This is a genomic window from Neotamlana sargassicola (genome assembly GCF_020523965.1).
In the GTDB taxonomy this organism is placed as follows: Bacteria; Bacteroidota; Bacteroidia; order Flavobacteriales; family Flavobacteriaceae; genus Neotamlana; species Neotamlana sargassicola.
Genome location: NZ_JAJAPX010000001.1, coordinates 536,810 through 563,756, shown reverse-complemented (window position 1 = coordinate 563,756; position 26,947 = coordinate 536,810). Strand labels below are relative to the sequence as shown.

Annotated in this window: 19 protein-coding genes; 18 read left to right on the top strand and 1 reads right to left on the bottom strand. The window is 33.1% G+C overall.

What is annotated here, in order from left to right; all coding sequences use genetic code 11:
- Positions 1-16 precede the first annotated feature (16 nt).
- The 18 genes from LG651_RS02405 (at position 17) to LG651_RS02320 (ending at position 23,669) form a co-directional block, all read left to right on the top strand.
- The gene (locus tag LG651_RS02405) at positions 17-757 is read left to right on the top strand and encodes a Crp/Fnr family transcriptional regulator (RefSeq protein WP_226695002.1); all 741 of its coding nucleotides are present in this window, start codon (positions 17-19) and stop codon (positions 755-757) included.
- A 248-nt stretch (positions 758-1,005) separates the two neighbouring features.
- Entirely contained in the window at positions 1,006-1,419 is a 414-nt protein-coding gene (locus LG651_RS02400) for a globin family protein (protein ID WP_226694559.1), read from the top strand.
- A gap of 30 nt (positions 1,420-1,449) precedes the next feature.
- On the top strand, positions 1,450-2,274 hold the full coding sequence (locus tag LG651_RS02395) for a c-type heme family protein (protein ID WP_226694558.1): 825 nt from the start codon (positions 1,450-1,452) through the stop codon (positions 2,272-2,274).
- A 55-nt stretch (positions 2,275-2,329) separates the two neighbouring features.
- Entirely contained in the window at positions 2,330-2,806 is a 477-nt protein-coding gene (locus tag LG651_RS02390) for a hypothetical protein (RefSeq protein WP_226694557.1), read from the top strand.
- A gap of 8 nt (positions 2,807-2,814) precedes the next feature.
- The gene (locus tag LG651_RS02385; RefSeq protein WP_226694556.1) at positions 2,815-3,843 is read left to right on the top strand and encodes a ferredoxin--NADP reductase; all 1,029 of its coding nucleotides are present in this window, start codon (positions 2,815-2,817) and stop codon (positions 3,841-3,843) included.
- Between the two features lie 13 nt (positions 3,844-3,856).
- Positions 3,857-4,558 carry a cytochrome c3 family protein gene (locus LG651_RS02380; RefSeq protein WP_226694555.1) on the top strand — a complete coding sequence of 234 codons (702 nt, stop codon included), beginning with the start codon at positions 3,857-3,859 and terminating at the stop codon, positions 4,556-4,558.
- A gap of 248 nt (positions 4,559-4,806) precedes the next feature.
- Positions 4,807-5,001, top strand: coding sequence for a hypothetical protein (locus LG651_RS02375; protein WP_226694554.1), 195 nt, complete (start codon positions 4,807-4,809; stop codon positions 4,999-5,001).
- A gap of 168 nt (positions 5,002-5,169) precedes the next feature.
- Positions 5,170-6,051 (top strand): BPSS1187 family protein, encoded by an 882-nt coding sequence (locus tag LG651_RS02370; RefSeq protein ID WP_226694553.1) that lies wholly within the window; start codon positions 5,170-5,172, stop codon positions 6,049-6,051.
- 38 nt (positions 6,052-6,089) lie between these two features.
- Entirely contained in the window at positions 6,090-7,532 is a 1,443-nt protein-coding gene (locus LG651_RS02365; RefSeq protein WP_226694552.1) for a helix-turn-helix transcriptional regulator, read from the top strand.
- Positions 7,533-7,819: 287 nt separating this feature from the next.
- Positions 7,820-10,978 carry a SusC/RagA family TonB-linked outer membrane protein gene (locus LG651_RS02360; RefSeq protein ID WP_226694551.1) on the top strand — a complete coding sequence of 1,053 codons (3,159 nt, stop codon included), beginning with the start codon at positions 7,820-7,822 and terminating at the stop codon, positions 10,976-10,978.
- A 14-nt stretch (positions 10,979-10,992) separates the two neighbouring features.
- A complete protein-coding gene (locus tag LG651_RS02355; RefSeq protein ID WP_226694550.1) occupies positions 10,993-12,441 on the top strand; it encodes a SusD/RagB family nutrient-binding outer membrane lipoprotein in 1,449 nt (482 codons plus the stop codon).
- Between the two features lie 74 nt (positions 12,442-12,515).
- Positions 12,516-14,096 carry a sulfatase gene (locus LG651_RS02350; RefSeq protein WP_226694549.1) on the top strand — a complete coding sequence of 527 codons (1,581 nt, stop codon included), beginning with the start codon at positions 12,516-12,518 and terminating at the stop codon, positions 14,094-14,096.
- A 7-nt stretch (positions 14,097-14,103) separates the two neighbouring features.
- Positions 14,104-15,672: a sulfatase gene (locus LG651_RS02345; RefSeq protein ID WP_226694548.1), complete on the top strand. Its 1,569-nt coding sequence runs from the start codon at positions 14,104-14,106 to the stop codon at positions 15,670-15,672.
- Positions 15,673-15,687: 15 nt separating this feature from the next.
- Positions 15,688-16,476 carry an aspartate/glutamate racemase family protein gene (locus LG651_RS02340; protein WP_226694547.1) on the top strand — a complete coding sequence of 263 codons (789 nt, stop codon included), beginning with the start codon at positions 15,688-15,690 and terminating at the stop codon, positions 16,474-16,476.
- Positions 16,477-16,829: 353 nt separating this feature from the next.
- Positions 16,830-19,073 (top strand): beta-glucosidase, encoded by a 2,244-nt coding sequence (locus tag LG651_RS02335; protein ID WP_226694546.1) that lies wholly within the window; start codon positions 16,830-16,832, stop codon positions 19,071-19,073.
- A 16-nt stretch (positions 19,074-19,089) separates the two neighbouring features.
- Complete coding sequence (locus LG651_RS02330) at positions 19,090-20,055, top strand: SMP-30/gluconolactonase/LRE family protein (RefSeq protein WP_226694545.1); 966 nt, start codon at positions 19,090-19,092, stop codon at positions 20,053-20,055.
- 13 nt (positions 20,056-20,068) lie between these two features.
- Positions 20,069-22,315: a glycoside hydrolase family 3 N-terminal domain-containing protein gene (locus LG651_RS02325; protein ID WP_226694544.1), complete on the top strand. Its 2,247-nt coding sequence runs from the start codon at positions 20,069-20,071 to the stop codon at positions 22,313-22,315.
- Positions 22,316-22,325: 10 nt separating this feature from the next.
- Positions 22,326-23,669 carry a GntP family permease gene (locus LG651_RS02320; protein ID WP_226694543.1) on the top strand — a complete coding sequence of 448 codons (1,344 nt, stop codon included), beginning with the start codon at positions 22,326-22,328 and terminating at the stop codon, positions 23,667-23,669.
- On the opposite strand, the gene LG651_RS02315 is transcribed toward LG651_RS02320, so the two are convergent.
- Positions 23,658-26,942 (bottom strand): VCBS repeat-containing protein, encoded by a 3,285-nt coding sequence (locus LG651_RS02315; RefSeq protein WP_226694542.1) that lies wholly within the window; start codon positions 26,940-26,942, stop codon positions 23,658-23,660. The two genes, LG651_RS02320 and LG651_RS02315, sit on opposite strands and share 12 nt — an antisense overlap.
- Positions 26,943-26,947: the final 5 nt, after the last annotated feature.

Genomic DNA, 26,947 nt, shown 5'->3' with positions numbered 1-26,947 from the left:
TTTAGTTAAACTTGTGATGCCTACCACTTCTTCAGTTATTAAAAAAAGAGCAGCTTTTGATGTGGGCTGTGAAGTGTGTGAGAATTACAATTGTTTAATAAAAAAAAATTTGCTTTTAACAGCAGGTTCTGATGCTTTGTTAAAAAGAAGTATACGCTGTAAAAAAGGCCAGCAATTTATTATAGAAGGCGCTCCTGTTAACGGGTTGTTTTTTGTTTTAAAAGGAAAAGTAAAGGTTTTTCGAACCGGTATTAATGGAAAAGAGCAAATAGTGCGTTTTGCAAAAGAAGGTGAAATTATTGGTCATAGAGGGTTTGGTACAGAGGAATACTATTCTATTGGTGCCATAGCAATTGAAAATACTGTTTTGTGTTATTTTTCAAAATCGGTTTTACAAGAAGCTTTATTGTCTAATGCGAAGTTAGCTTACGATTTTATGATGTTTTATGCAGATGAATTAAATAGAAGTGAATCTAAAGTTAAGTCTATTTCTCAAATGACGGTTAGAGAACGAGTAATAGATACTTTGTTGTATATTCATAGAAAATTCGGCGTAAATAAAGGTTATTTAGATGTTGTTTTAAGTCGAAAAGAATATGCAGATCATGCTGGAACAACAGAGGAGCAGGTTATTCGTGTGTTTTCTGCTTTAAAAACAGAAAAGTTAATTTCAGCAAGTGGAAAAAAAATAGCAATCAACGATATTCAAGGATTAAAAAATGAAATTAGTGAACATAATTTTTATTTAGATAGTTAACTCACTTTTGCCAACAACTATAATTAAAGCTGTACTTTCTTGTGCGGCTTTTTTTGTTTTAACAGTTTTTTGATTAATATTTTGACATCTTATAATCTGTTTTTTTACAGCTTTTTACTTGTTTAAAAAAAAGTGAATAGCATGTAATTTCTCATACTTAGTTTTAAATAGTCATTTTAAATTTGTTAAGTATAAATACGTATTTATGCTTAATCAATTTATGTATTGTTAACTAACTTAAAAATATTATGGAGCAAAAAACAGTAGCACTTGTGCAAACCTCGTTCGAGAAAGTAAAACCTATAGCAGCTACAGCGGCTGACATTTTTTATACTAAACTTTTTGAATTAGACCCAAAGTTAAAACCGTTATTTCCTAATAGCAGTGAAGCTATGAAGCAGCAAGGAAATAAATTAATGACCATGTTAGGTGCTGCCGTTGCTGGGTTAAGTAATCTAGATGCGTTAATTCCTGTGCTACAAGATTTGGGTAAACGTCATGTTGATTATAACGTAGAGCAAAGTCATTATGATACTGTTGGGGCAGCATTACTGGGAACATTAGAGGTTGGACTTGGGGATGATTTTACATCGGAAGTGAAAGAAGCTTGGGCAACTGTTTATGGTACTATGGCAGATGTTATGATTAAAGCATCTTATTAAAAAGCATACAATAAACTAAAAATTAATACAATGAAAACTTTTTATAAACTAAAATTTATATATCCATTATTGGCTTCATTTATAATTGTGTCATGCGGTGGTGTTCCTGAAGAAAAAGCAGAATTACAAGGTGAAGAAAATGTTTTTTCTGTTGAAGAAGTTCTAGAAATGGTGGCAAAAGAGAATGATGTAACCCGCACACTATATACTAAAGCTATTGTTGGTAAAGGTAAATTACAAGGTATGAAATTTGATGAAGATTGGCGAAAAGACAAAGTAGAAGCGGGGCCATTGCCAGCATTGTTTTTGCGTGGTGTAGCTACAAGTATTAAACGCGGTCCTGTGCCTTTAGGCTTGTACTTAGGGTCAGATCACCCTGTTAACGCAGCTAATAAATTTGAAGGTAAGCAAGCGGAATTATTTGAAGAAATTAAACAAAACCAAGAGCCGCAGTTTTTTTATGACGATTCCCAACAGTTGCACACAGCTATGTTTGCAGATTTGGCTAGTGCCGGAGCTTGTGTTTCATGTCATAACGATCATCCACAAACAACAAAGTCCGATTGGAAACTAGGAGATGTTATGGGAGCAACCACTTGGCAATACCCTAAAGATTCGCTTACATATAAAGAAACTATCGCTGTCTTAAACTCTTATGCAAAAGGTACGGTTGATATCTATATGGAATACTTAGATGAAATTGAGCATTTTAAAGAAAGTGAGAAGCCTGAAATTGGTAATAAGTGGCCTCAAGATGGAAAATATTTGCCAACTGCAGAAGTGTTTTTAGATAGTGTGAAAAAATTATCGTCTTACGAGACTATGAAACACTTAGTTTCACTAAACAAAAAATAATTTAGTTAAGTATTCGGTTCACGTCGGGAATAATTCATTTTTTCAATCTGTTTTTATGGCATTAAGTAAAACAAGCATTTTAGGTATTATTTTTTTCTTAGCTTTTGTTGTTCAGTTTCTTTTTAAACTCAATTGGGAATGGTTGTTTCAATTGCAGCAACAAGAAATGTACAAAAGATGGACGGGTTTACTTCTTGCTATTTTTGTGTTGTTTCAATGGTTGTTGTCGTTGGTTAGGACGGTGAAAAGTTTAAAGAAGTTTGCAGTTAATATGCAAGAAATTCATAAGTGGCTTGGTGCAATTAGTCCGTTGTTGTTTTATACCCACAGCATAAGATTAGGCTATGGGTATTTGCTTTTGTTGTCATATTTTTTTCTTGCTAATACCGTATTGGGGTATTTTAATTTAGATGTAATTAAAAAAAGCGGAGAAATTTATTTTAAAGGCTGGATGATTGCGCATGTTGCACTTTCTTTAATAATAACCATACTCATGGTGTTTCATGTTACAATGGTGTTTTATTATAAATAAGCTATCAAATGAAATTAGTAGTAAAAGAACTTATAAAAGAAACGCCTGATGCTTTAACAGTGGCTTTTAAAAACGGAAATTTTTTTAAAAAATTAAGCTATAAACCTGGACAATTTCTAACCATTCATGTGCCAGTAAGCGGGCAAGTGCATAAACGAGCTTACTCGTTTTGTAGTAACCCTTATACCGATAAGGATTTAAAAATTACTATAAAACGTGTTGAAGGAGGCTTAGTTTCAAATTATGTTCACGATAATTTAAAGGTTGGTGATAAATTAAATGTAGATAATCCCGCAGGAAGTTTTTGTGTATCTCCAGAAAAAAGTAATAAAAAACAGTATGTGTTATTTGCTGGAGGTAGTGGCATAACCCCTATGTTTTCAATAATAAAATCTGTTTTAACCGAGGAGAACGATTCTAGCGTGCTTTTAATTTATGCAAATCGAAATTTAGAATCTATTATTTTTCATGAGGAAATTAAACAAGTAAAAGCTAATTATAAAGATAGATTTAATGCGGAGCATGTTATTTCTAATTGCGATGCTTGTGGTGAAGGGTACCATAAAGGGCAAATTACCAATGGGCTCGTAAATCAGGTTTTTGCTAAATATAGTTTGGATTTTGGTAATTATGAATACATGATTTGTGGTCCAAATGGTTACATGGAAAAGGTAAAAGAAATTTTGAAAGAAAATGGAATTACTCGAGAGCAGATTAAACTTGAGGTATTTAAAGCTCCAAAAGTTAAATTAACTGGAAAAAATTTACTCAGCGAAGTAATTTTAAAACTAAAAGGGGAAGAATATAATTTGTCGGTAAGAGGCGATAAATCAATACTTCAGCAGGCATTGTCTGATAATGTGGTAATACCTTATTCATGTAGGTCGGGTATGTGTTCTTCTTGTAAGGCAAAATGTCTTGAGGGTGAGGTAAAAATGATTGATGGTCATATAATGCCTCACGAAGAGGTTTCAGCAGGAAATATTTTAACCTGTGTATCGTATCCGGTAAGTGAAAAAGTTGTTATAGAATTTTAAAAAAATATAGTTCATGTTTAGTATAAGTCCATTAAGAACAAGGCAAGTTATAGGTGGGATAATAGGTTTAGTTGTTGGGGCTTTAGTATTCGTTTTGCTTTCCTTGGAATCTAATGAGGAGTATGTTTCTGTTGGTCCGATGAATACAGGACATGAAGAGCTTTCGTGTTTTGCTTGTCATGCAGATGCTAAAGGTAATTTAATTCAGCAAGTACAGTCAAATACATCTCATGCTTTTGGTTTTAGAGAAGAAGGTGTAGATTTTGGAACACAGGATGTAACTGCGAATAATTGTTTAGAATGTCATGATAGGCCAAACGACAGACATCCAATTTATCGATTTTCAGAGCCACGATTTAGTGATGCTATTAAAAATATTGATGCAACCACTTGTGTAACGTGTCATTCCGAGCATCATGGGGAGCGTGTTACTTTAGGTAAAATTGATTATTGCATGAATTGTCATCAAGATTTGTCTGTTGAAAGCGATCCATTGGATATATCTCATAAAGATTTAATTGCTCAAGAAAAATGGGAAACATGTATCCAATGTCATGATTTTCATGGAAATCATAGATACGAAGTACCAACACAAATGAAGGATACATTTTCCTTAAAATTGATTAGCAACTATTTAAAAGGAGGTAAAGATCCTTACGGAATGGATAAAAAATACACCGCACTTTCTCAAGAAGAATGGTTGAATAAAAAATAATATTTAAAATTTATCTATTTCATACAAATTTCATTCTTGAAAATAAGAACAGTTGTTTCATGATTTTACGTATATGTATGGGGGTTTGTTTTGGTGTATTTTAATTTTTAAAATGTTGATTTGCAATAATTTTATAAAAAAAACATGTTTTCTCGCAGGTTGTTAAAAGTATAAAAAGTTGTCAATTCGTCATTAAGTGCATACATACGTGATTTTTGATTCTGCCTTATTTATTACAAATGATTTAAATGAAGGCATTAGGTACAGAATTAGATGTTGTATTTAAAAAGGCGTTTAAAGGTTATGCTTTAGTTACAGGTTATTCACACATGTTTGGCGCAGACGGTATGTACGATTTAAAAGGTATTACAGAAGATGCGTGTTTTAGCACTCAAAACTGGGCTTGGGCTATGTTAGTTATTAAGCCTAAGTTTTTAAACTAAGCAGTTAAAAGTTTTGGTGGTTAACTTTTTTTATTAAAGTTAATTTTATTGGTGAAAAAAAGGATCTCAACTTGAGGTCCTTTTTTGTTTTTATATAGTTTTAGTTGTCTATAAATTAAGAGTAATTTACTTATATATAATATATTCATGATTTCTTAAAACTTTTTTATGCTAAACCGATTCCTTATTACTCTCTGTGTGTTATTTAATTCAAGCCTGTTTTATGCACAATCTCTTGACGAAAGTTATACAATTTTAAATGTAGAACCATCAAAAACCGATGCTAGAATTGCAAATTCTAATACGCCGCATTTAATAATGTATAATCAAAAACAAAAGCAAGGAAAATTATTATTGTTTTTGCCAGGTACAGGCGGAATTGCCACAAAGGGACCTAAGCAATTATTTGCGGTTGCTGTACAGCAAGGGTATCATGTTATTAATTTATCTTATATCAATAGGCCCGCAGTTGCTCAAATTTGTAAAGGTGAAAATTTAGCAAAAAACAGGAAATGTACCGAGGAATTTAGAACAAGAAGAATTTATGGCACAAATAAATTCGATTTTATAGGTGATGCATCTTACGATGCTATTGAAAACCGATTTACTAAGCTACTTATTTATCTAGCGAAAAATGATAAAAATACAAATTGGAGTGCTTACTTAGAAGATGGTAAACCAAAATGGAGCGAAATAGCGGTTTCTGGTCAGTCGCAAGGAGGTGGTATGGCTGCTTTTATTGCAAAAACAAAAAAGGTAGCTAGGGTAATAGATTTTTCTGGAGGTTGGGATTATTCGGCAAAAAATAAAATTGCCGATTGGTATTTTTACGAAAGCGTAACACCGTCGCATTTATGGTATGGTACTTATCATGCTACAGAGCCAAAGGCAAAAACTATTCACGAAACTTATGAGGCTTTAAATATTCCAAAAGATCATATATATGCGTTCGATTTACCTGTTCCTGAAGGTAAAAGAGGGCATTCCAATGGCGTGCGAAATATTGGGTATGCACCACAATGGATTGAGCTGTTGGGTAGTGGGGATTAATATTTTTTTAGCAGGCCAAATTTTTCTTAAAAGAAATTATGAGATGTACCTTTCTAACATTTTTTTACTTTTCATTGTTTTTTGTTAGTGCTCAGCATAATGTAGAATTAAATAATTATGTTTTAAAAGAGGAGAAAGTAGCTTCTTTAATAAAGGAAGGTCTTTTTGAACAGGCCTTGCTTTTAAATATAGAAATAGTTGAGGATGCTAGAAAAGAAAATAATCATAAAATTGTTATTAGCGGATATGCTCAAATAGCTAATATACTTTGTATTTTCGGCGAACACCTCGAAAGTTTGAGGTATTTAGAATTGGCTGAGAACTCTTTTGATAAAAATAAAATAAACGATTTTAGGTTAAAAGTGCGAATTCTTGCTATTTACGGCAGAAATTTCGCTGCTCTTAAAATAAATAACAAATCTTTAGAGTACTATAATCGCGGTGTAGAAATAGTAAAAACTCAAAATTTAGATAGAAAAAAATTGCTGTCTATGCTGTATGTAAATAAAGCAGATGTATTTTTAAACACACCATATCGGTTAGACTCTTCTTTGGTTTATTTACATAAAGCTATTAGGTTAGATAGTACTTCTTTTAAGAATGCTGTTGTTGCAAATTACTATTTAAAACAAAATTTAAATATCGACTCGGCTAAAATTTATTTAAACAGAAGTAAAGCCTTGTTTTATGAGAATAAGAAGGCGGTAACAGAGTATCAAAAATCAATAATTCTTCAGGCAGAGGCTAATTTTTATAAGGCTACTGGTGCGTATTCAAAAGCTATTTATTTTTATGAAAAGGCTTTAGCTATCTATACTAAAATGAATAAATATATAGAGATTAAGCTATCGTATAAACTTCTATCCGAAACTCACGAAGAATTACATAATGAAGAGTTAGCGCACGAATATTTATTAAAATATGCCAAATTCACAGATAGTATAAACGCAAAGTATACAAAAAATGTAGATTCGGTTATTAATAACTTTTTAGAAGAACAAGAAACTAATTATAAGGCAAGCGAAAAAAAATTAAGCTTAGCATTAATATTAGCGGTTATTATATTTTTTGTGATTATCATTTCAATTATATATTACTTTAGGGTAAAAAAGCAGCGGATTATTTTTGAAAAAGAACAAGAAATAGAGCTTAAACACTTGGAAAGCGAAAAATTAAAAGAAAAATTAAATGAAGCTTTTAATGATGTTGTTCAACTTGCCAAAAATAACGATCCGGCTTTTTTAACTCGTTTTCAAGAAGTTTACCCAGAAGTTTGCGAAAAGTTATTACTGCGCAACTCTAAATTAGTAAATACAGAATTAATATTGTGTGCAATGATTTGGCTTAATTTCTCTTCAAAAGATATAGCATTGTATACAAATGTTCAGCCCAAAACAGTACAAACCAAAAAGTATAGATTAAGAAAAAAACTTAACATTCCCGAAGATGAAAACGTGTATACTTGGTTAAGAAATATTTAAAAATTTATAATTTTTGTCACAAAAAAAGTATTTTTTTAAGAATTAAACATTGATTTTCCCTAAGTAGTGTTTTATTTATTGAATATATAAAATATCGATTTGTTAAAATAAAGACTAAATTTTGTTATATACTTAAAAGTTTAGTTTTACACCTAAGTGTAGTATAAATGTAACCCTTGTAAACGCCCTAAAATGGGCGTTTTTTATTTGCTTTATAAGAAACTGTTAAAAATAGTTAAATACTAACGTCTTATAAATCAATAAGTATTTGTTAAAACCAATCGTGTATGAATTCAAAAATTACCAAGTTATTTATTTTATTTCTTACCATTCAATTTGTCGCTATCCAAAGTGCGTTTTCTCAGGAAATAACAATTTCTGGAAAAGTTATAGATGGTTCAGGAATTCCGTTTACTGGGGTGAATGTTATAGTTAAAGGCACCAATACAGGGACTTTAACAGATTTCGATGGGAATTACTCTATTAAATCAAGTAAAGGTCAAGTTTTAGTCTTTTCATATTTAGGTATGAAAACTGAGGAAGTAGAAGTGGCAAAATCTTCAATAATAAATGTTAGTTTATACGAAGATGCTCAAGTTTTAAATGAAGTTGTTGTAACTGCAATGGGTATTGAACGTGCCGACAGAACATTAGGATACGGTGTAAGTACTGTAAAATCGGAAGATTTTGAGGTGGCAGCAGAAACAGATGTTGTACAAGCCTTACAAGGAAAAATTTCCGGAGTTAACATTACAGGACAAGGAGGAGGTATTGGCGCTTCTTCAAAAATAACTATTCGTGGTGTTACCCGAATTAGTGGTTCAAATAGTCCGTTATGGGTAATAGATGGTGTTCCTATTTCAGATGCAAATGATTTTACGAGTTCAAGAACAACAGGTTCAGTTGATTATGGAAACAGAGCACAAGATATAAACCCAGATGATATAGAGTCGTTAACCGTGTTAAAAGGCGCATCTGCAGCCGCACTTTATGGTTCAAGAGCATCAAACGGTGTTATAATTGTAACTACAAAAAGAGGAAAAGAAAAAGGCTCATTAACATATAGTTCTACAATACGTTTCGATAGTCCTTTAAGATTGCCAGATTTTCAAAACACTTATGGTCCTGGTACGCAGGGCGCTTATAGCGAAATTGATGGAGATAACTTACAAGATGTTTCTCCTGGATGGGGGCCTTTAATTTCAGAAGGAGGTAGTTATACCGATTATGCTGGTAATTTACAAACATTTGAGTCTCACCCAGACTTGCAAAAAGATTTTTATGCACTAGGAATTACAAAAGTTAATAATTTTTCTGTTTCTGGATTATCAAATAAAGGGTCAAGCAATTACAGGTTAAGCACTTCATATTCTTCTAAAGAGGGAATTATTCCGGGATCGGAACTAAATCGATTAAATATAGCTTTAAAGTCAGGTACAAAATTGTTTGATAATTTAAAATCTGATTTCAGTCTTAACTATATTAATTCTGATGTTGAGGGAGCTGTAGCTCAAGGAGGCAACGATCCAAATGTTCTTATGGGAATTGTTAACCGTTTACCAAGAATTACAGATGTAAACGTATTTAAACCATGGAAAGCCGAGAGTAATGATGAGCAGTTAGCGGCCGTAGATAGCGATGGAACGAATAACCCTTATTGGATAATACATGAAAACCAAAGAACTAGCAGTACAGAACGGTTTTTTGGTAATATAAGTTTAGATTATAATCCTTTAAAAAAACTATCTCTACTAGGGCGAGTTGGGTACGATACTTATAATACAACACATTTTTCTAACAAACATAAAGGTACCATTGGTCTTCTTGATGGAAACTATACAGAAAATCATATTAGCAGAAATGAGTTAACATTAGATCTTTTGTCGACTTACGATGATACTTTTGGAGATATTGACTTTACAGCAAGGGGTGGTGTGCAATGGAATCAAAGAGTTTTTAGTTCCATAGGAAATCAAGGCGTTGGGCTAACAATTCCAGAATTATTCGATCCAGGAAATGTTGATACAAACATACCTTGGAAAAATTACTCGAAACGACGAATTTTAGGAGTGTTTGGCGATTTAACATTTACTTACAAAAAATGGTTAACATTAAATGCTACAGCCAGAAACGATTGGTCTTCAACATTACCGCAAGGAGGTAATAGTTATTTTTATCCTTCTATAGCATTAAGTTTTGTTTTTACAGATGCTTTTAATGTTGATAGCGATATTTTAAGTTATGGAAAAATTAGAGGAAACTGGGCCAATGTAGGGAGTGATACAGGAGCTTATCAATTGGACTTTTTATATTCTCCTCAATCTAGTTTTTTCGGACAATTTAATACAGGAGGAACTTTTCCTTTCGACGGTCAATTAGCATTTTCAGGCCCTAATACATTACCTAATGTAAATTTAAGACCAGAAAATCAAGCCAATTACGAGCTGGGGGTTGAATTAGGCTTCTTTAAAAACCGATTTAATATTGATGCGACTTTTTATAAAAACGTAACTACCGATCAAATTATAGCATTGTTGGTTCCTTCTTCAACAGGATATAGTACTTCTATGACCAATTTAGGGCAAATTTCTAACACAGGATTCGAACTTGAAGTTAGTGCTAAAATTATTAGGTATAAAGGTTTTAGGTGGAATTTAAATTATAATTTTTCAACCAATGAAACCATAATTGATGAGTTAGGTGAAGGTATTGATAAATACACAATGGCTTCGGCATTTAATGGTCTTGTTGTTGGTGCAGAAGAAGGAGAATCTATTGGTATTTATGGAAATAGATTTGCTCGAGCAGTAGATGACAGCGGAAATACCATTGAAGATATGATATTAGTTAACGAAAGTGGAGTTAGGTATGAAGGAGATAATGAGCGTTTAGGTAATATTTTTCCAGATTTTACTATGGGGCTTACTTCGGTATTTAGTTACAAAGGTTGGAGTTTATCTACCACCTTCGATTGGAAAGAGGGCGGAGTACTTTATTCTCAAACGGTTTCATCTCTTAGAACCTCAGGATTGGCTGCAGAAACAGCTGTAGATAGAGAAACACTGTTTGTTGATAGCGAAGCCTTTATGGATAATGGTGATGGTACATATTCTGAAAACACAATACCAATATCCAGTGTTCAAGAATATTGGAGTAGTTATTCGGCCAATAGAATTCATGAAAGTAACACGTTTGATGCCACATATATTAAGTGGCGAGAGTTAGGTTTATCTTATTCTTTTAATAAAAAACAACTAAAATCTTTGCCATTTAGTTCTTTAAGGCTAGGTGTTCAAGGTAGAAATTTAGCCATTTTTAATACGAGTATTCCTCATATAGATCCTGAAACTAATTTATTTGGTTCCGGAAGTAATGGTGGTGCCATTGAATATAATGGAGTACCATCAACAAGAAGTGTTGGTTTCAATGTTCAAGTTAAATTTTAAAATTATTGTTAGTTATGAAAAATATATTCTCCAATATAAAATTTGAATTCTTATTTATTTTTATTCTAATTTTTTCATTAACCTCTTGCGATAGTGAGTTGGTTGATATTAATGAAGATCCTTTAGCAGTAACATCTGTTCCTCCAGAACTTTTGTTTCCAGAAGTATTGGTTAACTTTTCTTCGGTAAGGTCAATTGAATTTGCGGGTTTAAATATGCATGCACAACAATGGTGTGGTAGCGGAGGAACTTGGTTAAGCAGAAGTCGTTATGTTTTAGGTGTGCCTTCTGTAAATAATGGTTGGACAACATGGTATACTACCTGTTTAAAAAACTTATCTTTAGTAGAGCTTTTGGTTGAGTCCAACAATCCTGAAAATCAATATATAACAGCGCAAGCTAAAATTTTAGAAGGTTTTATTTACTCCAATATTACTCAGGTTTGGGGCGATGTGCCATTTACCGAATCTGTAAATCCAACAGACTACCCTTACCCCAATTTTGATTCTCAAGAGGTTGTTCTTGAGGGAGTCGTGTCTTTAATGGATGAGGGTTTAGCCATCTTAGAGCAAGATATGGATTCAGATATCATAACCGATTCAGATTTGGTTTTTAAAGGAGATAGACAAGCATGGATACGTTGGGCAAATTCTATAAAATTAAAAATGCTCATGTTTATTGCTAATAAAAAACCAGAAACAGTTAGCTCTCAATTGCAAGATTTAGTTAGTGAGCCTATGATATATACCAATAGTCAAGAAGCTAAGTTGTCATACACAACAGAAATAGGGAACGAAAACCCTAAATATAGGTTTATACAAAATTATTGGGGAGGAAACATTAATTTGTGGTACGCAGGAAGACCGCTAGTAAATTTAATGAACGAATTAAATGATCCACGTTTATCTACATATTTCGAGCCTAATGTTAATGGCGTTTACTTAGGGAAATGGCAAGGTTATACAGGGTTTGCTTCAATATCTAAAATTAATGCGAACAATATTTTACCCGATACTCCAGACAGGTATTCAACGGCATCCGAAACATATTTTTTACTGGCAGATGCAGCGGCGAATGGATATGTTTCAGGCGGTTTGTCTCAAGCAAATACGTGGTTTATTCAAGGGGTTACATTGGCGCTTGATTACTTTGATGGTTCTTTAGGAGAAATTTCTCAAACAGATAAAGATAATTATATTGCTAGTTTTCCTGATTTATCGACGTTAAGCACAGATGAAGCTTTAGATTACATAAATGACCAGCATTATATTTCATTATTTAACAATGGTCTTGAAGCTTGGAATCAGTGGAAGCGAACTAAAAGTGTTGAGCTAGATGTTCCAGCTAATGCAGGAGCAACAGAAGTTATTAGACGTTACACATATTCCACAAACGAAGCAGGATCAAATATTAATACCCCCCAAGGATTAACCTTGTTTACTAATATGTGGTATGAAAAATAAGTAACTAATTTTAAAATAAAAATGTCTATAAAAATAAAATTGTTGACTTAAAAAGATATAGTATATCAAATTATATGAGAATTTTAATCCTAATTATTTGTTCTTTTTTTTCCATTCAATCGTGTACTAAGGTAAAAGGTAAATCGAATACTAAAGAAATATTACAGGTAAAACAACCCAACATCCTTTTCTTGTCTATTGATGATTTAAGACCAGATTTAGGTGTTTATGGTAATACCGAAATTAAAACACCAAATATTGATGCTTTAGCAAAACAGTCTATGGTTATGCTAAATACGCATAGCCAGTCGGCCGTTTGTGCGCCTTCACGAGCCAGTACAATGTTAGGGTATCGCCCAGATTCTACAAGAGTTTGGCATTTAGGCGATAAGTTTAGAGAAATAAACCCTAACGCCGTAACCATGCCTCAATATTTTAAAAAAGCGGGTTATTATACGGTAAATATTGGGAAAATATTTCATAATTACATGCCCGATTCTGTGTCTTGGGACGAGCCAGATTTAAAGCCTTACCCATACAATACAAAGCCTTATAAGAATAGAGATGCAGAAACCTATTACTACTCTCCTGAAGCTTTAGAAATTCAAAAACGAGATAGAGAAGCACTGTTAGAAAAGCGAAAAGGAAAAAAGGTTTATGGTGATGGCTGGAATCGTGGACCTGCAATTGAAAGCGCCGATGCGCCCGATTCATTGTATTACGATGCCATGCAAACCCAATTAGCATTGCAAACCATAGATAAAATAAAGGATAAAAGCGAACCGTTTTTTCTTGGCTTAGGTTATTTTAGACCGCATTTACCATTTGTTGTGCCAAAAAAGTATTGGGATTTATATCCAAAAGGCTCTGTTTCTCCAGCGGCAAATCCAAAACTTCCGGAAAATGCACCTGTTATGGTGTCAAATTCAAATTACGAGCTACGTGCTTATAATCATCCGCATAAAATTGGAAGGCCCGAAGATGAACCTTTACCAGAAGATTATGCCGACACCCTAAAACGCGGCTATTTCGCAAGTGTAAGTTTTATTGATGCTTGCGTAGGGAAATTAATTGAAGGATTAAAAGAACGCGGACTTTACGAAAATACTATTATTGTGTTGTGGGGCGATCATGGTTGGAAACTAGGCGACCATAACGGATGGGGAAAAATGACTAATTTTTATATTGATACTCATGTGCCTTTAATAATAAAACAAGCCCATCAAAAAGAAGGAAAACGCATTGAAGCGCTTACCGAACTTGTTGATATTTTTCCAACACTTTGCGACGTTTCGAACGTAGGAAAAGCTAATTATTTTCAAGGAACAAGTTTAACGCCTCTTTTTGAAAACCCTGAATTGGAATGGAAAGATGCTGTTTTTTCACAATTTCGAAGACGTGCTAAGGTATCAAAAGATGGTAACGAATACATGGGATATTCTATGCAAACCAAAACCTATCATTATATAGAATGGTATACTTGGAATAATGAAACCAAACAAAAAGGAAAATACGCTGCAAGAGAACTATATAATCATGATGTAGATCCAACCGAAACGGTTAACGTCGCCAATTATCCTGAATATAAAAAAACAGTAGAAGAATTATCGGTAAAGCTAGCTGAAGGTTGGCGTGCTGCAGTTCCTAAAATTTAAAAAATAAATGAATTTAAAATTAATTAAACTAAGTGTTGTAGTACAATTTCTGGTAATTCTAGTTGCTTGTAATGGCGAAAAAAATGTAAAAGCAGAAGTTACCCAGGAAAATAATAAACCAAACATTCTTTTTATTCCTATAGACGATTTACGGCCAGAATTAGGTTGCTACGGGAACGATTTGGTAATTTCGCCAAACATAGACAAGCTTGCAGAAAATGGTGTTGTTTTTAATAATGCCTATTGCCAGCAAGCGGTTTGTACACCTTCTAGAACCAGTTTGCTAACAGGCTTAAGACCAGATTCTACTCAAGTTTGGGATTTACGCACACATTTTAGAACGAATTTACCTAATGTGGTCTCTTTACCTCAGTTCTTTAAAAACAATGGCTATTATACCGTAGGTTTAGGAAAAACGTTTCATAATACACTTCAAGATTCAATAGCGTGGAATGAGTATTTGCATGTAGACGGATTTCCTTTTGATCCGGATGCCGTTTATGTAAATCACGATAATATTGTCGAGCAAAAAGAACTAGAATTAAAACGTTTAAAAAATGGTAAAGCAAAGTTCGATAAATACGGTTTTATTTATTCTAAAACACGATCTAGCGAAATGGGAATTTCAGAAGACGATGCCTATTACGATGGTGCGCAAACAACCCTAGCTATTAAAAAATTAAAGGCTTTAAAAAACAGTAAAACACCATTCTTTTTATCTGTTGGGTTTTATAAACCGCATTTACCATTTAATGCGCCAAAAAAATATTGGGATTTATATGATAGAGATAAAATTCCGTTAGCAAACAATCAATACGCTCCAAAAGATAGTCCAGAGTTTTCGATTCATGGCGATGCCGAATTACGTGGTTATGTAGATGCTAAAAATAATTTACCAAAACCTAACGAGGCCCCTTGGGATGAAGATAAACAACGCGAATTAATACATGCATATTATGCTTGTGTTAGCTATATTGATGCTCAAATAGGTAGGTTGTTAAATGAGCTTAATCAATTAGGTTTAGCCGAAAATACAATAGTTGTACTTTGGGGCGACCACGGTTGGAAATTAGGAGAACATAATGGTTGGGGTAAGCAAACCAACTACGAAATAGATACGCGAGTACCTTTAATTATTAGCGGAAATGGTGTAAAATCAAAAGGAAAAACAAGTCATGCATTAACAGAGTTTGTAGATGTTTACCCTACGCTATGCGATATGGCAGGTTTTAGCGTACCAGAACACCTTCAAGGTTTAAGTTTAAAACCTGTTTTAGAAGATTCTGAGGTTACAATAAAAGATGCCGCTTATAGTCAGTTTTTATTAGGAAGGTATGGGCCTCCAGAAGCTCGTAAGCAAGAACGAATGGGTTATACCGTTAGAACGGACAGATATAGATATGTGGAATGGTACACATGGAATAAAAATAAAAATGTACCAGAACAACTTATTGCGAGAGAGCTTTTTGATCATGAAAACGACACTCAAGAAAATTATAATATTGTAAATAACCCTGAACACGAAATTTTAATAAAACAGCTTTCAAATAAACTAAAAGAGGGATTTACTTTTTAATACAATAAGCTTTTTATGTTTAAAAAATATGTTTCTGTGCTTTTGTTTATAAATGCAGCTTTATTTGTAAACGGAATACATGCTCAAAAAAATCAATATAAAAATAAAATGAAAACATTAGGTTTAATTGGTGGCACATCATGGCATTCTACAATAGAATATTATAGTGCAATTAACCAATCTGTAAACGACTATTTTGGTAATAACACCAACCCGCCGTTACTAGTTTATACACTTAACCAAGCTGAGGTACATCGTTTTCAAATAGAAAATAAATGGGATTCTATAGCGCATATGTTAACCCAAGGCGCTAAAAGTTTACGAAAGGCTGGTGCCGAAGCTGTTATGTTTTGTGCAAATACACCGCATAAAGTATACAATCAAGTTCAGGAACAGTTAGATTTTAAAGTGATTCACATAGCCGATGTTACCGCGCAGGCCATTCAAAAAAAAGGTATAAAAAAAGTATGTTTTATAGGTACTAAATATAGCATGCAAGAAACATTTATAAGCCAAAGGTTACAGGAAAATGGTTTAGATGTTTTAGTACCAGAATCGGAAAGTGTTATTAACGAATTACACCGAATAATTATAGAAGAACTCACTTATGGTAAGATTAAAGAAGAATCTAAAGCTTATGTTATAAGCATTCTTAACGGTTTAATAAATAAAGGAGCCGAAGGTGTAATTCTAGGATGTACAGAGTTCCCTCTAATGATTTTTAAAGACGATTTAAGTGTTCCTATTTTCGATACTACAAAAATTCACGCCATGTCTGGTGTAGAGTATATTTTGGGAGAATAAACTTTATTACTTTTTAATAGCTATGCAGATAATTTGTTGCTTCAATAAAATCTGCTAAAAAAGAAAACCTTAGTAAATAGCTAGGTTTTTTTATTGGTTTTCTGTTAATAATAGTCATGTTAAAAATACCCTATAATCTTGTTAGTTCAGTAATGTGCAACACTTTTAGTGCACATATATGTTAATTTATGCATAGCATAATTTATGGCAACTCGCTAAATATGCCTTATGCAACAAATGTTTTATTAAGCGCTGTATTTGTTTTAAAGATATTTTTTAATTCTGAATAGTTTTATATCACTTTAACCAACTGAATTAAAGGAAAGCTTATTTCCTTAAACAAATTATTCTTTATGAAATTTAAACTCAAGTACAGTAGTATACTATGTGGCATCGTTTTATTGGCATCTTGTAACACAAAGCCAAAAAACAAAATAGAAGAACCAAAACAGAATATTGAAGCAAAAATAGATAGTATTTTACCGCTTTTAACCTTGCAGGAAAAAGTAGATTTATGCCACGCCCAATCTAAATTTAGTACAAAAGGAGTAGAGCGTTTAGGGATACCCGAAATTTGGATGTCCGACGGTCCGCATGGTGTTAGAGCCGAAATAAGTTGGGATTCGTGGGATTACGCAGGTTGGACTAACGATTCAATTACCGCATTTCCGGCATTAACCTGTTTGGCGGCAACTTTTAACCCAGAATTAGCTGGCGAATATGGATTTAATTTAGGCGAAGAGGCTAGGTACAGAAAAAAAGATGTGCTTTTAGGTCCTGGAGTTAATATTTACAGAACACCATTTAATGGTAGAAATTTTGAATATTTAGGCGAAGATCCATTTTTAGCCTCAACATTAGTAGTGCCTTACATAAAAGGTGTTCAAAAAAATGGGGTTGCAGCTTGTGTTAAACATTATGCTTTAAACAATCAAGAGCATTGGCGTGATGTTGTTAATGTTGAGGTTAACGATAGGGCTTTACACGAAATTTATCTACCAGCATTTAAAGCAGCTGTTCAAGAGGCCAATGTTTGGGCTATAATGGGAGCTTATAATAAATTTCGAGGGCAATACACTACACATCACGAGCTATTAACTAACCAAATTTTAAAAGGAGATTGGAAATATGATGGCGTAGTAATTAGTGATTGGAGTTCTGCACATAGTACCACAGAAGCTGCAAACTATGGATTAGATATTGAAATGGGAACGGGAACAGATGGTTTAGGTTTTACTACAGAAAACCATTATTCTAAATACTTTTTAGCCGATCCTTTTCTTGAAAAACTAAAAAGTGGAGAGTTGTCAGAAGCGGTTTTAAACGATAAAGTTAAACGGGTATTAAGATTAAGGTATAGAACTAATTTAAGTAAAAATAGACCATTAGGAAAAGCAAATAATAAAGAGCATCATGAAGTAGCTCGAAAAGTAGCTACAGAAGGAATAGTGTTACTTAAAAATGAAGATAATTTCTTTCCTATAAAAGATAAAACAGGATTAACCATTGCGGTAATTGGAGAAAATGCCACACGATCTATGACTGCAGGCGGAGGCTCATCAGAATTAAAACCTAAATTCGAAATATCTCCATTAGAAGGTATTAAAACGCGTTATAAAAATGCTACCGTTTTGCATACAATGGGTTATGAAACAGGGCGTTCGGAGTACGATGTAGTGCACCCGCCAACTTTAAATCAAGACTCATTAAAGGTTGAAGCCATTAAGCTCGCCAAAAAAGTAGATATTGTATTATTTGTTGGAGGTTTAAATAAAAGTCATTTACAAGATTGCGAGGGCGATGATAGGCAACAATATAATTTGCCATTTGGTCAAGAAGAACTTATTAACGAAATAGCTCAAGTAAATAAAAATTTAGGATTTATTTTACTTACAGGAAATGCTATTGAAATGCCTTGGTTAAACAAGGTTAAAGGTTTGTTAGAATCTTGGTATTTGGGCAGTATGGCGGGTTATGCCATTGCAGATGTAATTAGCGGAGATGTAAACCCATCAGGTAAATTACCGTTTACAATACCTGTAAAAATAGAAGATAATGCGGCTCACTTTTTTGGATCCGAATCTTACCCAGGAATTCAAGATCCTCAAAACGACATTTCAAAAAACAATAAACCATCATTCACGCAAGAATATAAAGAAGGAATTTTAGTGGGGTATCGTTGGCACGATACAAAACATATAACACCACGTTATGCATTTGGTTATGGGTTGTCTTACACATCATTTAAGATAGAAAATATTATTACAGATAATAATACTTATAATCAAAATGATAAAATAACTATTACTTGCGATGTTACAAATACTGGAGATGTTGCTGGCGCAGAAGTTATACAGGTTTACATTGGTAAATTAAATTCTAAAATAGAACGGCCACTAAAAGAATTGAAAGGTTTTGCTAAAGTTAATTTAGAAAAAGGCGCAAAACAATCTGTTTCTATAACTGTAGATGTTTCAAAGCTAAAATATTATAACGAATCAAAATCAGATTGGGATTTTGAAACAGGAGAGTATCAAATATATGTTGGTAATGCTTCAAATAATATTTCCAAAGCGCTTAAAGTAACTATCAATTAATATTTGTACACACATTATGGGTAAAAGTATAATTATTGTTTTGCTTTTTTTGCTTTTTCAAGGCTGTAAATCACGTAAAAAAGAAATAGTTGTAAGTAACAAACTTAAGGCAGAATTAGAATATAAAATACCAGCTCAATTAGGTGAAGGCGCTTTTTGGAACTATAAAACGCAAGAGTTGTATTGGATAGATATTGAATCTGAAACGTTTAATATCTACAATCCAAAAACTAAAAATAATAAAGTATATAATACTAAAAGTAAAATAGGCAGTGTAGTTGCTATTAATGAGATTGAAGCGTTAATAGCGTCAGAGGATGGGGTGTATCGCTTAAACCTTAATTCAGGTGAGCGCACCCTTTTTTCTGACTTAAAAAAAGAGCTGGTTGGCAGTAGGTTAAACGATGGTAAATGCGATCCTTCGGGAAGGTTTTGGGTAGGCTCTATGCATTTTAAGCAAGAGCAAGGAAGAGCTAATTTGTATATGATTAATGCTGAAGGTAAATCTTTAAAAAAGAAACAAAACGTAACCATTTCTAATGGTATAGTTTGGACTTCAGATAAAAAAACAATGTATTATATAGATACACCAACTTCAGAAATAAAAGCTTACGATTACAATAATGAAACGGGCGAAATTTCAAACGAAAGGGTTGTTGTAACTATTCCTTTAAAATTAGGCTTTCCAGATGGTATGACCATAGATGAAGAGAATATGCTTTGGGTTGGTATGTGGAATGGTAATGCGGTAATTCGATTCAACCCAGATACAGGCGAAGTTTTACAAACAATAGAAGTTCCTGCGCACAATGTAACATCCTGTGCCTTTGGAGGCGAAAATTTGGATGTGCTTTACATAACCACGGCATCGGTTGATATGACTGATGAAGAACAAAAGCAATATCCGCTCGCTGGTTCAGTATTTAAAGTTGTTACTGGGGTAAAGGGTGTAAAGTCTTCATTCTTTAAAACCAATAACTAAACTAAATACTACCATGAAAAAAATCTTATGTATCATGCTGTTCGCTATGTTTTTTACTTGTGAAGAAAACAAAACAAAAACATCTAAAAATACTAAAGAAGACCAATTTATTAGCGAATTACTTTCTAAAATGACTTTAGAAGAAAAAATTGGTCAAACTAATTTACGCGGTACTTCCAGCAGAACAAAAATGTTACCAGCAGCATTAAAAGATGCAGTAAGAAATGGAGAAATAGGAGCCTTTTTAAACGTAATGAATTTAGATTATGTCGACGAGCTTCAAAGAATAGCTGTTGAAGAAAGTCCAAATGGTATTCCATTAATTTTTAGTAGAGATGTTATTCACGGTTTTAAAACTATTTTTCCAATTCCGTTGGGTATGGCGGCAAGTTGGGATGCTGAGGTAGCAAAAAAATCTTCTGAAATTGCAGCTTACGAAGCTTCGGCAGTAGGAATAAGGTGGACATTTGCGCCCATGCTCGATATTTCCAGAGACAGTCGCTGGGGAAGAATTGCAGAATCTCCAGGTGAAGACCCGTATTTAGCAAGTGTTTTAGGTAAAGCTTATGTTGAAGGCTTTCAAGGCGAAGACTTAAGCGATTCTACAAAAATAGCAGCTTGCGCTAAACATTTTATAGGCTATGGTGCAGGCATAGGTGGTAGAGATTATAATACTGTAGACATGAGTGATCCACTACTCAGGAACGTGTATTTGCCACCTTTTGAAGCGGCTTTAAATGCTGGGGCAGCAACGGTAATGACCTCGTTTAATGAAATTAATGGTATTCCAGCTTCAGGAAACGAATTTTTATTAAAACAAGTACTTAGGGAAGAGTTAGGTTTCGATGGGTTTGTGGTTAGCGATTGGGATTCAACTAAAGAAATGATTGCGCATGGTTTTGCCAAAAACAATAAACATGCTGCAGAATTATCGGCTGTTGCGGGAATGGATATGGAAATGACTAGTAAATCTTATGAAAAACATCTAAAAGAATTAATTACTGAAGGTAAATTTTCTGAAGTAGAACTAGATGAGTTTGTCAAAAATATACTTCGCGTAAAATTTAGATTAGGATTATTTAAAAATCCATATAGAAATAAAGATCACACTGGTAATTTTTATGCAGAAAATCATTTAACTGAAGCTAAAAAAGCCGCAATAAAAAGCACTGTTTTATTAAAAAATAACAATGCTATTTTACCTTTAAACACAAACAGTAAAGTAGCAATTATTGGTCCTTTAGCTAATGCACCACATGAACAATTAGGAACTTGGACTTTTGATGGAGAGAAGGAATATACCATTACTCCATTAGATGTGTTTAAAGAAAAAAGTTCAAGTTTTATATTCGAAAAAGGATTAACACACAGCAGAGACAAAACTAAAAAAGGATTTAAATCTGCAAGTAAAGCTGCTAAACAAGCCGATGTGATTTTGTTTTTTGGTGGTGAGGAAGCTATTTTATCTGGTGAAGCACATAGTAGAGCAAATATTGATTTACCAGGAGTTCAAGAGGAATTGATTAACGAATTATCAAAACTAGATAAACCTTTAGTTTTAGTAATTATGGCAGGACGACCAATTTCAGTTTCTAACATTTTAGATAAAACTGATGCTGTTCTTATGGCGTGGCATCCAGGAACTATGGGTGGCCCTGCTTTACACGATATTATTTATGGTGTGGCAGAACCTGAAGGTAGATTGCCTGTGTCGTGGCCAAAAACAGCAGGACAGTTACCGTATTTCTACAATCATAAAAATACCGGAAGACCAGCTAGCGACGATCAGTTTGTTGGAATAGATGATATTCCCATTCAGGCGTGGCAAAGTTCGTTGGGTAACGATTCTCATTATTTAGATGCTGGTTTTACACCACAGTTTCCGTTTGGTTATGGTTTAAGTTATTCAAAATTTGAATACAAAAACTTGTCGGTTTCAAAAGACACTATCAATTTTAATGAAGATTTAACTGTAAAAGTTACCGTGACAAATACTGGAAATAGAGCAAGTAAAGATATTGTTCAGCTATACACTCAAGATGTAGTTGGAAGTATTACAAGGCCAGTTAAAGAGTTAAAGCGTTTTCAGCATGTTTCTCTAAAACCAGGAGAATCTAAAGAAGTGAGTTTTACTATTTCTTCTGAAGATTTAAAATTTGTAAATCATAAGTTAGTTAATGCAGCCGAAGCGGGTGATTTTAATATTTGGGTTGGGCAACATGCGCTTAGTGGTTTAAAAGGCTCTTTTTACTTAAAATAGTAGTTAAGCTATGATAGATTATAATCTCATTCTAGCTGTATTTGCAGGCATTGCTATTTTATTGTTTTTAATTCTACGGTTAAAAATTCAAGCCTTTATAGCTTTACTCGTAGCTAGTATTGTTGTGGGTATTGTAGCAGGTATGAATCCTACAGATATTACAAAAACTATTCAAGAAGGCATGGCTAGTACTTTGGGTTTTGTAGCCATGGTTGTTGGGTTAGGAGCTATATTTGGTTCTATTTTAGAGTATTCTGGTGGTGCAGAAGCTTTAGCCAACTTTCTTTTGAAAAAATTTGGAGAAAAAAATGCATCATGGGCGTTGGTAATTACAGGCTTTTTTATTGCTATTCCTGTTTTTTTTGATGTGGCGTTTATTATTCTTGTTCCGTTAATTTATTCGTTACAACGAAAAACTAAAAAATCGATATTACTTTATGCTATTCCTTTATTGGCTGGTTTAGCAATTACACATGCGTATATTCCGCCAACTCCTGGGCCAGTTGCGGTTGCAGATATTTTGAAAGCTGATTTAGGATGGGTAATATTATTCGGATTTGTAACGGGCATACCAACGGCAATAATTAGCGGGCCAATTTTTGCCAAATATATTTCAAAGAAAATTTATGTTGCTGCACCAGAGGTTAATCTTATTAAAAACGAAAACGAGAAATACCCAGCAGTTGGTTTAATTTTAGCAATTATTGGTATTCCTATTGTGCTAATTGTTGGTAATACAGTTTTAAATAGTCCGTTGTTTTCTAATAATGCTATTTCAAGTAATTTAAAGTTATGGTTAAAAATGCTTGGGCATCCTTTTACAGCTTTAATATTAGCGAATCTTATTGCTTGGTATTTATTAGGCATAAAACGAGGAGCAAAAAAAGAGGTTTTACTAAAACTTAGTACAAAATCTATGGAGGCTGCCGGAATTATTATTTTGTTAACTGGTGCTGGTGGTGTATTTAAACAAATGCTTGTAAATACAGGAACAGGAGAAATGTTAGCTGTTTATTTTGCTAATAAAGGTATTAGCGTTTTGTTTTTTGCATTTTTAGCAGCTGTGGTCGTTCGTGTATTACAAGGGTCTGCAACGGTTGCTATGATTACCGCAGCAGGAATTGTATCGCCATTATTAGCGGCAACAGTTTCTGAGATTGATAAAGCTTTGTTGGTTTTGGCTATTGCATCAGGAGCTTCAATTTTTTCTCATGTAAACGATAGTGGTTTTTGGTTAGTAAGTAAATATCTTGGCTTAAATGAAAAGCAGACGTTTAAAAGCTGGACCATGATGATAACGATTATGGCTTTAGTAGGTTTTATAACTGTTTTTATTTTTTCTTTAATTTTTTAAAACCTCAATACATTGTAAGTAATCGTTGTTTTTTGCGGCAAGAATATGTTTTTTGCTATTAATACTAATTTCTTTTAAATCTTTAACATCGCCACTTACATAAAATCCGCTTTCTGAAACAGGAATGCTTTTAAATTTCCCTTTTCCATTACCTTTTAAAAATAAACCAAAACTGGCATCGTTTCTTGGGGTTTCTACTTCTGAATTATAAAGATTTCCAGCTATAAGTGCGTCTAAATTTCCATCGTTATCATAATCATTAACCAAGATGCCATTTATGCTAGAAAATTGAGCTTCAATAGGTAATTCGTGTGTAATAAATTTACCGTCTTTATTTTCCAAATAAATACTAGCAAACGATTTTACTTGGTAGTGTAAAGCGTTTTCTAAGTTCTTTTTTCCGTAAACATCAATAAGTTTGGCTTGCGAAAATTCATCGTAATTTTTAAACTTTTGTTTAATTCCTGGGATTTGTTCAGACGAGCATTGTCTACCTCTAAGCGGATATTGTTCACCGTCATTGTAGTAGCTTAAAACAATGTCTTGCTTTTTATTGTTATCAAAATCATTTGCATAAATATCGAATGTTTCATCTTCAGTAGCTTTGTATTTATAGTTTAAACCGTTGTTGCCAACAATATAATCTATATCGCCATCGCCATCAAAATCACCTTGGTTAATGCTCCACCACCAACCAGTGGAGTTTGCATTTAAACCATAATTTTCAGACACATCTTTAAAAATACCTTCAGAATTCATAAAGATTTTAATTGGCATCCATTCGCCCACAATAATTATATCGTCCCAAGAATCGTTATTAAAATCGGTAATTATGGCGTTTGTAGCCATACCTAAATCTTTAAAAAATGGGGCAACTTGTTCAGTTTCATTTTCAAACTTAATCATTGAGTTTTCAGATACATTTTTTAATAAGTAACTAGACGCTGGTGCAGGGTATTTCCCTGGAACTTGTCTGCCTAAAACCAATACGTCTTTTTTGCCATCTTTGTTGTAATCTAACTCTAAAACTTTAGAACCACTGGAGTTAAATTTAGGCAAAGCATTTGTGGTTTTGGTAAAGTTGCCTTTGCAATTATTAGTGTATATTCTGTCTTGTAATAGGTTTGAGTTTTCGGCATATTCGTAACCACCACTAACCACGTATAAATCTAAATCACCATCATTATCGGCATCAAAAAAGAGTGCTCCTAAATCTTCAGATAATTTATCTTTTTCAATATCTGGAATGTTTTGTTTTACAAATCCTGTTTGGTTTTGTAAATATAAGCTGGCAGGTAAGCCAAAGGAGCCACCAATGAAATAATCGTCCAATCCATCATTATTTACATCAGCAATGGCTAAAGCTGGACCAAGAGTTGACATTTTATGTGGTAAAAGCACTTGTTTATCAAAATCGTTTACATCGTTTTCAATATGTTTATGAAAAACAATGTCTTTTGAAGTTGAAAATAACTTTTCATTAGAAGTTGATTTTTTTACTTCTGAAGAATTAGCTTCTGAAAACTCTAAAGTTAATTCTTGGTTTGTCTTTACATTTTTAAGTGTTTGAATATTTCCATTATGCCAAACAACTTTTAAACTGTCAATTTTTGAAGCATTGTCCAAACCAAAGTGTAATTTGGGTGAAACCGAAGATTGAAACCCACGAGTTAAGGTTAGTTCTTGTACTTGAGTTGTATTTTGGTTGTATAAATAAATACGGTTTCCTAAGCCAAATTTATTTGAAGCTTGCCCGTTAAACTTTATTTGTAAGTAGTTGTTTTGGTTACTTGTGTTTTCAAAAATTGAAGCTTCTTCATCAATGTTATTAATTATAATCTCTAAATCGCCATCGTTATCTAAATCGGCATAAGCAGCGCCGTTAGAAAATCCTTTATGTTCTATTCCCCAAGTTTTATTTGTTTTAGTAAACGTTAAATTTCCTGAATTTTTAAACATGAAGTTATCTATTTTTTCAGAAGGAATCATTTTGGTTTTTTCTAACAGAGAATACTTGTCGTATTCTTGCTTTCCTATTTTTTTAAAGAAATCTTTATTGTTTACCTCTCGTCTTGTTCCGTTGGTAACAAAAAGGTCTTTAAGTCCATCGTTATCAAAATCGGCAATTAATGGTCCCCAACTCCAATCTGTTGATGAGGTTCCTGATAATCTGGAAATATTAGAAAATTTAGGAATACCATTTTCGGAATACCCAGAGTTTAATTGTAAATTGTTTTGCATGTACTGGTAGTGAAAACCGTAAAGTATAGTTTCGTAAAAAAGCCTTGGATTCATGCTGGCCATATTTGCTTTTTGACGGCGGTTGTTATTAGAATCCATATCCACTTGAAAAATATCTAATAAACCATCGTTGTTTATATCGGCTACATCAATTCCCATTCCGTAAAAGGCTGTTTGGTTTGTGGCGTCTTTTATTACTTCGGTAAATGTACCATCATGATTATTAATGTATAAAAAGTCTGGAATACTATAATCGTTTGATACATATAAGTCTTGCCAACCATCGTTATTAATATCTGAAGCAGAAATACCTAAAGAGAAACTGTAGTTTTTAACACCAGCTTCTTGGGTAACATTAGTAAATGTATGGCCATCGTTTCTGTATAATTTATCTGATTCTTGCATGGTAACATGATCCATTCGGTTTTTATAAATCATGTTTGGAACCGATGTTTTAGATATAGGATAATTGGCTACATATAAATCTAAATCGCCATCATTATCGTAATCAAAAAAAGTAGCCTGTATAGAATTGGCAGAGTCGTTAATTTTATATTCTGAAGCTTTTTCGGTAAATGTTAAGTCTTTATTATTTATAAAAAGTTGGTTGTTTTTTACGCCATCTTTTCCTGCTACAGCGCAATAAATATCTAAATAGCCATCGTTATTAATATCGGCCATAGTAACGCCTGTATACCAACGATTATCTCCAGAAATTTTAGCTTTTAAGGTTATGTCCTCAAATTGTAAATTACCTTTATTTAAGTATAATTTATTGTTGGCTTGGTTGCCTGTAAAAAAAATATCATCTAACCCGTCGTTATTAATATCTCCTACAGCGACGCCGCCACCCATATAAATTGAGGGGTAAGTAAAATAGTTTAACGAATCGGTTTCATGTAAATTATTACTAAAAGTAACGTTGGTTTCTTGTGGTGTTAATTTTTTAAATAATGTAGCATTAGTGATGTTATTTTTTTTTGATTGACACCCAATAAATATTAATAAAAAAGGAAAGATAATTTTATGCATTACTT

What these genes read in the sequence shown, in the direction of transcription:
- LG651_RS02400 (WP_226694559.1), top strand. Translation starts at nt 1,006, where the DNA reads ATGGAGCAAAAAACAGTAGCACTTGTGCAAACCTCGTTCGAGAAAGTA.
- LG651_RS02365 (WP_226694552.1), top strand. Translation starts at nt 6,090, where the DNA reads ATGAGATGTACCTTTCTAACATTTTTTTACTTTTCATTGTTTTTTGTT.
- LG651_RS02320 (WP_226694543.1), top strand. Translation starts at nt 22,326, where the DNA reads ATGATAGATTATAATCTCATTCTAGCTGTATTTGCAGGCATTGCTATT.
- LG651_RS02370 (WP_226694553.1), top strand. Translation starts at nt 5,170, where the DNA reads ATGCTAAACCGATTCCTTATTACTCTCTGTGTGTTATTTAATTCAAGC.
- LG651_RS02390 (WP_226694557.1), top strand. Translation starts at nt 2,330, where the DNA reads ATGGCATTAAGTAAAACAAGCATTTTAGGTATTATTTTTTTCTTAGCT.
- LG651_RS02360 (WP_226694551.1), top strand. Translation starts at nt 7,820, where the DNA reads ATGAATTCAAAAATTACCAAGTTATTTATTTTATTTCTTACCATTCAA.
- LG651_RS02375 (WP_226694554.1), top strand. Translation starts at nt 4,807, where the DNA reads ATGAAGGCATTAGGTACAGAATTAGATGTTGTATTTAAAAAGGCGTTT.
- LG651_RS02340 (WP_226694547.1), top strand. Translation starts at nt 15,688, where the DNA reads ATGTTTAAAAAATATGTTTCTGTGCTTTTGTTTATAAATGCAGCTTTA.
- LG651_RS02395 (WP_226694558.1), top strand. Translation starts at nt 1,450, where the DNA reads ATGAAAACTTTTTATAAACTAAAATTTATATATCCATTATTGGCTTCA.
- LG651_RS02315 (WP_226694542.1), bottom strand. Translation starts at nt 26,942, where the DNA reads ATGCATAAAATTATCTTTCCTTTTTTATTAATATTTATTGGGTGTCAA.
- LG651_RS02345 (WP_226694548.1), top strand. Translation starts at nt 14,104, where the DNA reads ATGAATTTAAAATTAATTAAACTAAGTGTTGTAGTACAATTTCTGGTA.
- LG651_RS02330 (WP_226694545.1), top strand. Translation starts at nt 19,090, where the DNA reads ATGGGTAAAAGTATAATTATTGTTTTGCTTTTTTTGCTTTTTCAAGGC.
- LG651_RS02405 (WP_226695002.1), top strand. Translation starts at nt 17, where the DNA reads ATGCCTACCACTTCTTCAGTTATTAAAAAAAGAGCAGCTTTTGATGTG.
- LG651_RS02350 (WP_226694549.1), top strand. Translation starts at nt 12,516, where the DNA reads ATGAGAATTTTAATCCTAATTATTTGTTCTTTTTTTTCCATTCAATCG.
- LG651_RS02335 (WP_226694546.1), top strand. Translation starts at nt 16,830, where the DNA reads ATGAAATTTAAACTCAAGTACAGTAGTATACTATGTGGCATCGTTTTA.
- LG651_RS02325 (WP_226694544.1), top strand. Translation starts at nt 20,069, where the DNA reads ATGAAAAAAATCTTATGTATCATGCTGTTCGCTATGTTTTTTACTTGT.
- LG651_RS02355 (WP_226694550.1), top strand. Translation starts at nt 10,993, where the DNA reads ATGAAAAATATATTCTCCAATATAAAATTTGAATTCTTATTTATTTTT.
- LG651_RS02380 (WP_226694555.1), top strand. Translation starts at nt 3,857, where the DNA reads ATGTTTAGTATAAGTCCATTAAGAACAAGGCAAGTTATAGGTGGGATA.
- LG651_RS02385 (WP_226694556.1), top strand. Translation starts at nt 2,815, where the DNA reads ATGAAATTAGTAGTAAAAGAACTTATAAAAGAAACGCCTGATGCTTTA.